Genomic DNA, 11,552 nt, shown 5'->3' with positions numbered 1-11,552 from the left:
CGATTTCTTAGTCCGCCCGGACGAAGTGGCGCAGGCCCCCGGCTCGCTACCTTTGCTCCATGCCAGACGGCCGCGACAACCCTGCGCGGCGCCGGCAAACCAAGAGGAGACCCCGATGTTGACCCACCTGGAGCAACTGGAGGCGGAAAGCATCCACATCATGCGGGAGGTGGTGGCGGAATGCGAAAACCCCGTCATGCTCTATTCCATCGGCAAGGACAGCGCCGTGATGCTGCACCTGGCGATGAAAGCCTTCCATCCCGCGCGGCCGCCGTTCCCGCTGCTGCATGTCGATACCACGTGGAAATTCCGCGAGATGATCGCGTTCCGCGACCAGACCGCCGCCAGGTTGGGGCTGGACCTGCGCGTGCACATCAACCCCGAAGGGCTGGCCCGCAAGATCAGCCCGCACGAGCATGGCTCGGCTGTCCACACCGACGTGTGGAAGACGCAGGGGCTGAAGCAGGCGCTGGACCACTACGGCTTTGACGCGGCCTTCGGCGGCGCGCGCCGCGATGAAGAGAAATCCCGCGCCAAGGAGCGCGTGTTCTCGGTCCGCACCGCGCAGCACCGCTGGGACCCCAAGATGCAGCGCCCCGAACTCTGGCGCCAGTACAACACGCGCAAGCGCAAGGGCGAGAGCCTGCGCGTGTTCCCGCTGTCGAACTGGACCGAGCTCGATATCTGGCAGTACATCTATTTGAACGAGATTCCCATCGTGCCACTGTACTTCGCCAGGGAACGGCCTGTCGTCGAACGCGACGGCACGCTGATCATGGTCGATGACGAGCGCCTGCCGCTGCGCCCTGGTGAAACGCCGCAACTGCGCAAGGTCCGCTTCCGCACGCTGGGCTGCTACCCGCTCACCGGCGCAATCGAGAGCGAGGCCGACACGCTTGGCGGCATCATCCAGGAAATGCTGCGGGCGACCACGTCGGAGCGCCAGGGGCGGCTGATCGACAGCGATTCGGCCGGTTCGATGGAGAAGAAGAAGCAGGAGGGATACTTCTGATGGAAACCCTGATCGACAACGCGCCGGCAATGGCGCAACCCGTCGGGACGCAGAGCGAGATCGCACAATATCTGCGCGCCCAGCAAAGCAAGAGCCTGCTGCGCTTTATCACCTGCGGCAGCGTCGACGACGGCAAGAGCACGCTGATCGGCCGCCTGCTGTATGAATCGAAGATGCTGTTCGAGGACCAGCTGGCCCAGCTCGAGGCCGACTCGAAGAAGATGGGCACGCAGGGCGAGAACCTGGACTTTGCGCTGCTGGTGGACGGCCTGGCCGCCGAGCGCGAACAGGGCATCACCATCGACGTGGCCTACCGCTTCTTCGCCACCGACAAGCGCAAGTTCATCGTCGCCGACACCCCCGGGCACGAGCAATACACGCGCAACATGGTCACCGGCGCCTCCACCGCCGACCTGGCCATCCTGCTGGTCGACGCGCGCCGCGGCGTGCAGACGCAGACGCGGCGCCACAGCTACCTGGTGGCCACGCTGGGCATCCGGCGCGTGGTGCTGGCAGTCAACAAGCTCGACATGGTGGATTACTCGCGCGAAGTCCATACGCGCATCGAGAAGGAGTACCGCGAGTTCGCGCGGCAGATCGGCCTGACCGATATCGTCTGCATCCCGATGTCCGCGCTGCGCGGCGACAATATCACCGAAGCCAGCGCCAATACGCCGTGGTACCAGGGCCCGACGCTGATGGACCACCTGGAAAGCGTGCCGATCGACCAAGCGCCCGCGCAGGACGAGTCGTTCCGGCTGCCGGTGCAGTGGGTCAACCGCCCCAACCTGGACTTCCGAGGCTTTGCCGGCACGGTCAGCGCCGGCGTGATCCGGCGTGGCGACCGCGTGCGCGCGCTACCCTCCGGCCGCGAAAGCCGCGTCACCGGCATCGTCGGCGCCGGCGCCGAATGCGAGCAGGCCATGCGCGGCCAGGCGGTGACGCTGACCCTGGCCGACGAGATCGACGTCAGCCGCGGCGACGTGCTGGCCTGCGCCGAAGACCCGCCCGCGGTGGCCGACCAGTTCGAGGCCACGCTGGTATGGATGAACGAGGACGCCATGCTGCCCGGACGTCCTTACCTGCTCAAGCTGGGCACGCGCACCGTGGGCGTGACCGTGGCGCAGCCGAAGTACAAGGTCAACGTCAATACGCTCGAACACCTGGCCGCGCGCACGCTGGAGCTGAACGAGATCGGCGTGTGCAACCTGCACCTGGACCAGCCGGTGGCGTTCGACCCGTACACGCGCAATCGCGAGCTGGGCGGCTTTATCCTGATCGACCGCCTGACCAACAACACGGTCGGCGCCGGCATGCTGCACTTTGCGCTGCGCCGGGCACAGAACGTCCACTGGCAGGCCATCGACGTCGATCGCCGCGCGCATGCCGCGCTCAAGCACCAGTCGCCGCGCATCGTCTGGTTTACCGGACTGTCCGGCGCCGGCAAGTCCACCATCGCCAACCTGGTGGAAAAGCGCCTGCACGCGCTCGGCCACCACACCTATCTGCTCGATGGCGACAACGTCCGTCATGGCCTGAACAAGGACCTGGGCTTCTCTGAAGCGGACCGCATCGAGAACATCCGGCGCGTGGCGGAAGTGGCCAGGCTGATGCTGGACGCGGGGCTGATCGTGCTGGTGTCGTTCATTTCCCCCTTCCGCTCCGAACGCGAGATGGCGCGCGCGCTGGCCGGCGACGGCGAGTTCATCGAGGTCTTCATCGACACGCCGCTGGCGGTGGCCGAGCAGCGCGACCCCAAGGGCCTGTACCGCAAGGCGCGCCGCGGTGAACTGAAGAACTTCACCGGCATCGACTCGCCCTACGAGCCGCCCGAGCACCCGGAAATCCGCATCGACACCACCGGCGACAGCGCCGAACAGGCGGCGGAGCGGATCGTGGCGTGGCTCAGGGACAGGCCCTAGGCTGAACGGACGATGAGGCGGGGGTGGGGGTGAGTACGATGGGAAAAGCTGACCGATTGCGTACTCCCTCTCCCGCTGCGGGAGAGGGAGTACGCCGGCGGCCCACCGAATCGCCTCGACCATGCTGCCAGCTTCCCTTCCAGCCGCCGAACTCAGCGCCCTGCTCGCGCAGCTCTACCAGGGCCCGACCGAGCCCGTCCCCTGGGCCACCTTCCTCGAAAGCCTCCGCCAGCGACTCGCCGCCGCTTTCGTCACGCTGGTGCTGCGCCACCCCGCCACCGACCGCCCCGGCCTGATCGTCAATGCCTCGGACTACGGCCCCCACCTGCCGGGTGAACCTTCCTACAGCGAGCAGTACTACGCGCTGTGCCCCTTCCTGGACCTGCACCCCGACCGCCTCTTCAGCGCCGACGAACTGTTCGGCGAATCCGGCTGGCTGGCACATCCGTTCTACGTGCAATACCTCCAGCCACTCGGCCTGCGCTACATCCTGGCCGCCAACCTGGTCACGCCGGATGGCGTCGAATGCGCCCTGTTCATCAGCCGCACCGCAGCGGCACAAGACTTCACCACCGCCGACAAGGCGCTGCTACAGGATCTGCTGCCCCACCTGAAGCGCGCTGTCGACCTGCATGCCGCGCTCGACGTGCTGGCCTCCGAGCGGTCGCTTTACGCCGAGGCGGTCGACCGTCTGCAAGTGGGCACGGTCATCCTCGACGAGCACGGCCGCTGCATCCGCAGCAACGACGTCGCCGGCCGGCTGCTGCGCGCCCGCGACGGCCTCTACCTGGCAGACGGCGCGCTGCACGCGCACTGCCCGATGGAAAACCGCCGCTTCCGCAAGATCCTGGAAGGCGCTGCCCAGGCGCACGCGCTGGCGGCGCCGCGCAGCGAAGTCACTACGCTCAGCCGGCCCGCCGCGCCCACGCCGCTCAGCGTGCTGGTGCGGCCCATCCCGCTCAGCTACCGCAGCGAGGACAAGGCCCGCCGCCCCGCGGTAGCGGTCTTCATCCGCGATCCCGCCGGTTCGCCGCGCAACACCCACGCCAGCCTGCGCAAGCTGTTCCACCTGACCCCCACCGAGATCGAGTTGGCCCTGCTGATGGTCGATGGGCTGACCCTCGATGAAGCGGCGACGCGGCTTGGCGTGAAGAAGAACACCGCACGGGCGCATTTGCGGGGGATTTTTGCGAAGACGGGCGCTACCAGGCAGGCGGTACTGGTGAAGATGTTGCTGTCCAGTGTGGTGGGAATGGGGTGAAGGACGAAGAACGGCCCGCTAGCGTCACCGCGGCTCAAACTTTGCGTTCATCGCTGGCTTGCATGGTCGAAGCGCGCCTGGCGAATCAACGACCGACCGGTCGGGCTAATAACCGGTGGGGATATCGCCCACATCAAGGCACCTCGGGCCCAAAGCAGAAAACAGTCGAGACCGTCGACAAGAACATTGAAGCACCGGTGAAGGGCACCTAAGATGGAGTCTCTGGCGCGAGCGGCAAGCCTGCCTTTGCCAGTCTGTGGTCTGCGATGACTGGACCTTCCGATCCAGGCGGACCTGCGGTGTAGTGTAGTCCCGTAGCAAGAACAGACCTATAGCTTGGGAGACAACTGTGCTGAGTCATCATGAAATCGCCACGCTGGTCCTGGTGAACGACCACTCCGACGCCACCGAACTGGACGACGCGGACATGCAGGCGCTGCTTGACAAGCAGTTCATTACGCTCGAGCGTCTCGGGCCAACCCGTGCACACCCGCACGTCACGATTCAAGGCTACGCCTTTCTCAAGGCCGTCGGTCGTGTTCGCGCAAGCGAGGGCAAGGCACGCCGGCAAACCGCCTGAAAAGACCCCCGACACCAGGATCCTTCCGCATATTCCTGTCGGCCGCCTGGAGAGCCGCAGGAAGTGTGTGAAGCCGCGATGCTCAGGGACGTGGCGGCGTGCTAGCATGAACGCCTACGTTCTCCTGCGCCCCGCTTTCCATGACCACGCTCTACGCGACGCTTGGCGTACAGGCCGATGCCACCCTGGATGAGATCAAGCTTGCCTATCGCCGTGCGGCAATGAAATGGCATCCGGACCGCAATCCCGGTCGCGAAGCCGAAAGCCATGCGGCCTTCCAGCAGATTCGCGATGCCTATGCGATCCTGTCCGACGCCGAGCAGCGCCAGGTCTACGACGACGTCTTCGAACGCGAAATGCGCCGGTGGGAAGCCGAGCACGCAGCGCAAGAGGCCGAGGAACGCCAGGCCCAGGAGGAAGCGCGACGCGTCGCGCAGGAACATTACGAGCAGATGGTTGCCATCGCGATGCGCTTTGCCGACGCGGGGCATTCGCGCGACGTCCTGTTCGGCGTCCTGCTGGGCAAGGACTGCGAGACGGACCTTGCCGCACAAATTGCCGACAGCGTTCATGCCCTGCAGGCGTCGCGCCAGGCATGCGCCGGGCAGGCATGCGACGAGGCCGTAGCGCCGGCGGATGCCGGCACCGCGCGTACCGAGATTCCCATCAGCGCGTTCGAGGCCTTCTGGCAAGGCCTGTTCAGGTTTCGCTAGCAGCCGCTTCCGGAGCGCGCAGGAAGCGGCCGATGGTTCTGGCCGCGCTCTCGGCGCCAGTCACAAGAAAGAGGTGCCCGTCGTCGACCAGCTGCAGCGCCGCGTGGGGAATGGCGGCGGCCAGGATCCTGGCATTGACCGGCGGCACGATCGGGTCGTCGGTCCCGTGCATCACCAGCGTGGGCTGCTTCAGCGCGCCCAGCCAGGGCAGGCTGCTCCAGCCCCAGGCCGCCAGCAGCTGGTAGAGGTAGCCGCGTCCGCGCGGCGGCCGCATGTGCCGGCCATGCTGGTCGAGCCATGCGGGGTCATGGCGCAAGGCGCCGCCATACAGGTCGGCGCCAACGCGGCGCAGGAACTGCGGATCGGTATAGCGGCGCAGGCCGATCATCTTGGTCAGCACTGACAGTCTGCCGGGCACCATGATGACGCCGGGCGAGGTGGCCGCCAGGACCAGGCGCCTGCAACGGTGGGCATGAAGCCGGGCAAACTCCTGCGCCAGCGCTCCGCCCCACGACACGCCAAGCGCATCGACCTGGCCATCATAGCCAAGGCGCGACAGCAGCCGGTCGGCCAGCACGCACAGACTGGAGAAGCGGTAAGGCATCAGCGGCGGGGGCGACCCGCCGACGCCGGGGACGTCGAAGAGAATCACTTCGATGTCGGGCAGTGCGTCGACAAAGGGCTGGAGCAGTTCGAAGTTGGCGCCGATGCCGTTGAACACCAGCAGCGGCGGGCCGGCGTCGCGGCCCGGCCGGATGCCAGTCCTGAGTACCTGGCCGTCCAGATCCACGGTCCGGACCTGGAGCTTGTGGCCGGCTTGCGTGCCGGCATCGATGGTTGTCATCAGTTCGTCCTGGAGACGTTGGCGCGCGGGCATGGCGGTCGCGCCGGCCATGCCCGCCGCGTTTATGCCTTGGGGCGCAGGATGCCCTTGACCTCCTCAACGTTCTCGGCGATGCGCCGGCCGACCGTGGCGATGCTGTCCGCCTGGGCCTTGTAGAGCGTATCGCTCAGGCCGCGCAGGCCGGCCACGGCCTTGTGCAGCGAGCGCGGCAGCGCTTGTGCCGCCCCGGCAGAAGCCTTGCCCTCGGCGGACTCGCCGCCGCGCGCCAGCGCCTGCAGGTCGGCGGCGGTGTCGCACAGGTACTCGGCCTGCAGGCGCACCACCGATTGCAGGCCGGCCAGCAGCGTGATGTTGATGCTGGCCAGCGCCTCGATGTCCTTGCGGCGCGACTCGAGGATCGCGGCCGGGTCCAGGCGATTGTGCCGGACGAAGTCAAGCAGCTTGCGGTGCGGGGCCTGCGACGCCTGCCGGGCGGCGGCGTCCGCGGTGTTGGTCGATTCCATCTGGGTATCTCCTCACGGTTGGGTTGCAAAAATCGAAACTGCGTTGGCGGCCGGGCATGAGCCGGCGCCCATGGACCTGCGCATCACGCTTCGGTCACATAGCGTCCGGGCGCCACGCCACAGGGTGCGAACTTCGCGCTGCCGGGAATGTCGGGGGCGCGGCGCTTTGGTCCTGAACGCGCCTTCAGCCACTGGCTCCAGTGTTCCCACCATGAGTCCTGCACGGCGGTCGCGCCGTCAAGCCAGGCCTGCGGATCGGCGGCCTGCGCGCCGTCGCGGAAGAACTTCGCCTTCGGGTTGCCGGGGGGATTGACCAGGCTCTGCACGTGGCCGCTGGAACTCAGCACGAACTCGGTGCGTCCGCCAAAGGCGCGCATCGACCGGTAAACCGCCTTCCATGGCGTGATGTGGTCGGTCATGCCGGCCAACACATACTTGTCGCAGGTTACGTCCGACAGCGTGATGGCGTGGCCCAGCACGTGCAGCGTGCGCGGCGTGGCGAGCTGGTTCATCGTAAGCATGTCGAGGAACTGGCCATGCAGGCCGGCGGGCAGCCGCGTGGTGTCGTTGTTCCAGTAGAGGACATCAAAGGCCGGCGGCGCATTGCCGAGCAGGTAGTTGTTGACCCAGTAATTCCACACCAGGTCGTTCGGCCGCAGCCAGGCGAAAATCCGTCCCAGCGCCGCGCCGTCGAGCACGCCGAGCGCCTGGCTGCCCTGCCGCGCCGCCGTGACGGCCTCGGGCGTGCTGACCAGCCCGAGCTGCGACTCCGCATCGAGTCCGAACACCGAGACCATCAGCGTCGCGGCATGCACCAGCTTTTCGCCGCTGGCGGCGCAATAACCCATCAACGCCGCCATGGTCATCGCACCGGAGCAGGCGCCATGCAGGTTGACGTCGGCACTGCCGGTGATGTCGCGGATCGCCCCGATCGCCTCGATCAGCGCGCTGACATAGGTATCCAGGTTCCAGTCGCGCTGCGCCGCGGTGGGATTGCGCCAGCTGACGATGAATACCTGCAGCTCCTGCGCCAGCAGGTACTCCACCATGCTCTTGCCGCTGGCCAGGTCGAACACATAGAACTTGTTGACCTGCGGCGGCACGATCAGCTGCGGCCGCGCATGCACGCGGGCCGTGGACGGCGCGTACTGGATCAGTTCCAGCACTTCGTTGCGGAACACCACCGTGCCCGGTGTCGTCGCCAGGTTCTGGCCGACGCTGAAGGCTTCCTTGTCCACCTGGGCCGGCATGCCGCCGTTGCTCAGGGTATCGGCGACCAGGTTGGCCAGCCCGCTGACCAGGTTCATCCCGCACGACTCCACCGTCTTTCTCAGCGCGGCGGGATTGCCCAGCAGGGTATTGGTCGGGGCCAGCGCATCGATCACCAGCTCGGTGAAGTACTGCGCGCGGTGCTTGCTGCGCGCGTCCATCACCGAGCGTTGCACAAAGCCGCCCAGTGCGTCTCGCCAGGCCTGGTAGCCCTGCAGCGACATGCGGTACAGCGGATTATCGCGCCAGGCGGCATCGCCAAAGCGCCGGTCCCGCGCCGACGGCAACGGCGCCGAGCCATCCAGGACGCTGACGAGATCGTGCGCCAGTTGCGCCTGCTGCTCGAGCACCAGCACCGGCTCCTGTACGCACTGCGCGCCGATCTGCTGCGCGGCGCTGACGAAGTCCTCCGGCCTCAGGCCGACGAATGGATTGGGACCGGCCAGCGCCGGGTTCGCGTCGATGGCTTCGATGGTTTCGATGGCCCTGGCCGCGGTGGCGGCCATCACCGTCGCGGCCTGCCGGTTCCTGCCGGCTTTGCTGGCCGGCCCGTGCGCCCTGGATGCGGTTGTCATGTTGCTGCTCCTGCTCTGCCTTGTCTTCTGCAATGTTCCCGTGTCATGTCACGCTTCATGCCATGACAAGTGCGAGGGCTTCCGCCACCATGGCGGGCCTGGCTTCACCCTCGACTTCCATCGTGTTCTCCATGCGCAACAGCACGCGACCGTCGCCCTTGTCATCGACGGCCAACAGCCTGACGCGGTTGCGCACGCGCACGCCTGCCCTGACCGGCGCCAGGAAGCGGGTCTTCTCCAGGCCGTAGTTCACCGCGGCGCGCGCGTCGCCCGGCACCACGCCCATGCCGGTCAGCTTTCCCGCCAGCAGCGACAGCGTCAGGTACCCATGGGCGATGGTGCCGCCGAACGGACTCTCCTTGCGGGCGCGCTCGACATCGACATGGATCCACTGGCGGTCCTCCGTGCATTCCGCGAACGCGTCGATGCGCGCCTGGTCCACTTCCATCCACTCGGACACGCCGAGTTCCTTGCCGACGAACGCGCAGAGCGTTGCCATGCTGTAGCCTTCGATTGCCATAGGTCTCCTCGCTTGATTCGGTGCCGCGCGTTGGCCCGCGCGGATCTGATGCCCGCATCGTAGTGGCGACGCGCGCCAGGGCGGCTACCAAATCCGGCCCAATCGCTGACAAAACCTGCCGCTTTGCGCGCATGTGCCGCGGCAGCCGCGCCATGCGCACGCGAAGCCGCCCGTGGTGGCGGGAACGGTCAGTCGCCGGCCGTCATTGCCGGGCACATTGCCTGGCTGCGATACGCGGCTACGGCGCGTGGCGGTAGGCGTTCGGCGTGCTGCCAGTCCAGTGGCGAAAGGCACGATGGAACGCGGTGGGATTGTCGAAGCCCACGTCGAAGGCAATGGCCGCGATCGGATCCTCGGAACGCGTCAGGCGCTGGATGGCGATATCGCGCCGGACATCGTCCTTGATGGCCTGGAATGTGGTGCCTTCCGCGGCAAGGCGGCGGCACAGCGTGCGCACCGAACAATGCAGCGCCAGCGCCGCGGCCTCGATCGTGGGCGGATCCGGCAGGCGGTCGGCCACGTACTGCCGCACGCGATGGCAGGTCATCTGCTCGGCGAACGAGACAAAGATCCAGTCCTCGGGCGCACGCGCCAGGAATTTCTCCAGGTCCGGCTTGCGCTGGCGCACCGGCATGTCGAGGAAAGCCGCGTCAAAGATCATGCGGGTCCGCTGGCAGCCGAAATGGACCGGACCGGGAAACAGGTAGAGATGGTCGCTGGCAAGCGGCGGCCGGCCGGATGGCAGTTCCACCGCCTGCAGCGGAATCTCCTTGCGAACCAGCCACGACGTGACGCCATGCACCAGCTTCAGCATCAGTTCGCGGCCCAGCATGCTGACGGCGGGCGACGCCGGATACTCCACCAGCTCCACATAGCCCGAAGCCCCATCGCGCCGCGACTCGACGCGGAAATCGTCGAGGATCAGGTGGAAGAACTGCCCGAACCGGTGCAGTGCCACTTCCAGCCTTGGCGCATCCAGCAAGCTCAGGCACAGGTATTTGAGCGTGCCATTGCGCAGCGGGCGGCTGAAGATGCCCGGCATTTCATCGTCGTGTTCGTGCGCGAGCAGCCGGTACAACGTAGCGAACTGCTCTTGCGTCACGCGCGCCGCCGGCTCCGCCAGCAGTTCGGCCGCAATGCCGGAACGCTGCGCCAGCCGCGCGATCGCCATGGGGTCGGCGCCGCAAAGAAAGCCGTTGACGACGGAGATGGGGACGGTAGGAGACAAAGCGTTCACGCTAGCGCGCCGGCAATGCATGCCGCGGGAAAGAGGTCGGCGCATTCTGCGGCTGCCTTCCGCGAACGCGCAAGCTGCCAGGGGCCTGCCGGACATCGTGTTTTCCCTGCCTGTCACGAAATGTCAATTGATCGTCCCGTATCGTCAAGATTTCCTGGCCTCACTGAACCAAACTCCGTGCTCACCGCCGACGGCAACAAAAGCCGCCGAACCGCGCCGCCGGATACCCCGCAGGCGCGCGCACCGATGAGATGATCAGGAGCCAACGCATGCAATGCCCCGACAATTCCCCACACCCCGACAACGGTTCCAGGCGCCAGTCGTTTGCCCTGGACCAACCGGCGACGCTTTCGGTCGAGGCCTATTTCGACCTGATCTGCCCCTGGTGCCTGATCGGCAAAAGGCACCTGGAAACCGCCATCGACTGGCTGGGCCGCGAGCGCCCGGACGTTGTCGTGCAGGTGGCGTGGCGGTCTTACCCGCTGATCCCCACGACCCCGCCTGCCGGCCTTCCGTACCGCGAGTTCTATCTGGCGCGGCTGGGCAGCCCGGAGGCCGTGGCGATGCGCCAGGCGCAGGTGCGTGCCGCGGCAAGGGATGCCGGCCTCACGCTGGCGCTGGAGCGCATCGAAACCTTCCCGAACACGCTGCTGGCCCACCGGCTCGTGCGCCATGCGCGCCAGCAGGCGGGCGCCGACGTGGCTGGCTTGCTGATCGAAGAACTGTTCCAGCGCTACTTCATTCGCGGCGAGAACATCGGTGACCCGCGCTTGCTGCGGCAGGCCGCGGCGTCGTGCGGCATCGCCTTGCCAGAGCATGCCGACAGCACCGGCGCGCATGACCTGGACTGGCTGCCATCGGTGCACGGCCCGCTCGACCCGCCGGCGCGCGCCGGTCTTGGCGTTCCCTGTTTTATGTTCAACGGCACGCACAGCGTGTCGGGTGCGCGGCCGCCCGAGGTGCTGCTCCAAACCATGCACCAGGCGCTGGCACGTGCCAAACGGCGCGCCACGTTGGCGGCTGGCTGAGGACTCGAGCGCTGGCCGCAAGGCCGAGGCCCGACAAACCCTCCCACCCCTGATACGCGAAGACACCCAGAAAAAACGCCGCCGAACC

Annotated in this window: 11 protein-coding genes; 6 read left to right on the top strand and 5 right to left on the bottom strand. The window is 66.9% G+C overall.

Translation table 11 applies throughout. From position 1 onward, the window contains the following. Positions 1-115 precede the first annotated feature (115 nt). From cysD to RALTA_RS18015, 5 genes are all read left to right on the top strand, one after another. Positions 116-1,012, top strand: coding sequence for a sulfate adenylyltransferase subunit CysD (gene cysD, locus RALTA_RS18035; RefSeq protein WP_012355323.1), 897 nt, complete (start codon positions 116-118; stop codon positions 1,010-1,012). After that, positions 1,012-2,934 (top strand): sulfate adenylyltransferase subunit CysN, encoded by a 1,923-nt coding sequence (gene cysN / locus RALTA_RS18030; protein WP_012355322.1) that lies wholly within the window; start codon positions 1,012-1,014, stop codon positions 2,932-2,934. The genes cysD and cysN overlap by 1 nt, the downstream gene beginning before the upstream one ends. A 121-nt stretch (positions 2,935-3,055) precedes the next feature. Beyond that, positions 3,056-4,195 carry a helix-turn-helix transcriptional regulator gene (locus RALTA_RS18025; RefSeq protein ID WP_012355321.1) on the top strand — a complete coding sequence of 380 codons (1,140 nt, stop codon included), beginning with the start codon at positions 3,056-3,058 and terminating at the stop codon, positions 4,193-4,195. Between the two features lie 349 nt (positions 4,196-4,544). After that, on the top strand, positions 4,545-4,775 hold the full coding sequence (locus RALTA_RS18020) for a hypothetical protein (RefSeq protein ID WP_012355319.1): 231 nt from the start codon (positions 4,545-4,547) through the stop codon (positions 4,773-4,775). A gap of 140 nt (positions 4,776-4,915) precedes the next feature. Next, positions 4,916-5,488 (top strand): J domain-containing protein, encoded by a 573-nt coding sequence (locus RALTA_RS18015; protein ID WP_012355318.1) that lies wholly within the window; start codon positions 4,916-4,918, stop codon positions 5,486-5,488. On the opposite strand, the gene phaZ is transcribed toward RALTA_RS18015, so the two are convergent. The 5 genes from phaZ to RALTA_RS17990 all read right to left on the bottom strand — a co-directional run bounded on the left by phaZ (position 5,475) and on the right by RALTA_RS17990 (position 10,457). After that, on the bottom strand, positions 5,475-6,332 hold the full coding sequence (phaZ, locus tag RALTA_RS18010) for a poly(3-hydroxyalkanoate) depolymerase (protein ID WP_012355317.1): 858 nt from the start codon (positions 6,330-6,332) through the stop codon (positions 5,475-5,477). The genes RALTA_RS18015 and phaZ overlap by 14 nt on opposite strands. Positions 6,333-6,394: 62 nt before the next feature. Further along, on the bottom strand, positions 6,395-6,835 hold the full coding sequence (locus RALTA_RS18005) for a hypothetical protein (protein ID WP_012355316.1): 441 nt from the start codon (positions 6,833-6,835) through the stop codon (positions 6,395-6,397). 83 nt (positions 6,836-6,918) lie between these two features. Continuing rightward, a complete protein-coding gene (locus tag RALTA_RS18000; RefSeq protein ID WP_012355315.1) occupies positions 6,919-8,610 on the bottom strand; it encodes an alpha/beta fold hydrolase in 1,692 nt (563 codons plus the stop codon). A 124-nt stretch (positions 8,611-8,734) separates the two neighbouring features. Then, positions 8,735-9,199 carry a MaoC family dehydratase gene (locus tag RALTA_RS17995; protein WP_012355314.1) on the bottom strand — a complete coding sequence of 155 codons (465 nt, stop codon included), beginning with the start codon at positions 9,197-9,199 and terminating at the stop codon, positions 8,735-8,737. Between the two features lie 238 nt (positions 9,200-9,437). Next, positions 9,438-10,457 (bottom strand): AraC family transcriptional regulator, encoded by a 1,020-nt coding sequence (locus RALTA_RS17990; protein WP_012355313.1) that lies wholly within the window; start codon positions 10,455-10,457, stop codon positions 9,438-9,440. Between the two features lie 248 nt (positions 10,458-10,705). Between RALTA_RS17990 and RALTA_RS17985 the strand changes: the two genes are divergently transcribed. Then, a complete protein-coding gene (locus RALTA_RS17985; protein ID WP_081479500.1) occupies positions 10,706-11,464 on the top strand; it encodes a DsbA family oxidoreductase in 759 nt (252 codons plus the stop codon). Positions 11,465-11,552: the final 88 nt, after the last annotated feature.

Origin of the sequence: Cupriavidus taiwanensis LMG 19424, from assembly GCF_000069785.1 — a bacterium.
In the GTDB taxonomy this organism is placed as follows: domain Bacteria; phylum Pseudomonadota; class Gammaproteobacteria; order Burkholderiales; family Burkholderiaceae; genus Cupriavidus; species Cupriavidus taiwanensis.
This window is presented reverse-complemented; position numbering and strand designations above follow the sequence as displayed.

Coding starts and splice junctions, on each gene's coding strand:
- cysD (WP_012355323.1), top strand. CDS start 116: ATGTTGACCCACCTGGAGCAACTGGAGGCGGAAAGCATCCACATCATG.
- cysN (WP_012355322.1), top strand. CDS start 1,012: ATGGAAACCCTGATCGACAACGCGCCGGCAATGGCGCAACCCGTCGGG.
- RALTA_RS18025 (WP_012355321.1), top strand. CDS start 3,056: ATGCTGCCAGCTTCCCTTCCAGCCGCCGAACTCAGCGCCCTGCTCGCG.
- RALTA_RS18015 (WP_012355318.1), top strand. CDS start 4,916: ATGACCACGCTCTACGCGACGCTTGGCGTACAGGCCGATGCCACCCTG.
- phaZ (WP_012355317.1), bottom strand. CDS start 6,332: ATGACAACCATCGATGCCGGCACGCAAGCCGGCCACAAGCTCCAGGTC.
- RALTA_RS18005 (WP_012355316.1), bottom strand. CDS start 6,835: ATGGAATCGACCAACACCGCGGACGCCGCCGCCCGGCAGGCGTCGCAG.
- RALTA_RS18000 (WP_012355315.1), bottom strand. CDS start 8,610: ATGGCCGCCACCGCGGCCAGGGCCATCGAAACCATCGAAGCCATCGAC.
- RALTA_RS17995 (WP_012355314.1), bottom strand. CDS start 9,199: ATGGCAATCGAAGGCTACAGCATGGCAACGCTCTGCGCGTTCGTCGGC.
- RALTA_RS17990 (WP_012355313.1), bottom strand. CDS start 10,457: ATGCATTGCCGGCGCGCTAGCGTGAACGCTTTGTCTCCTACCGTCCCC.
- RALTA_RS17985 (WP_081479500.1), top strand. CDS start 10,706: ATGCAATGCCCCGACAATTCCCCACACCCCGACAACGGTTCCAGGCGC.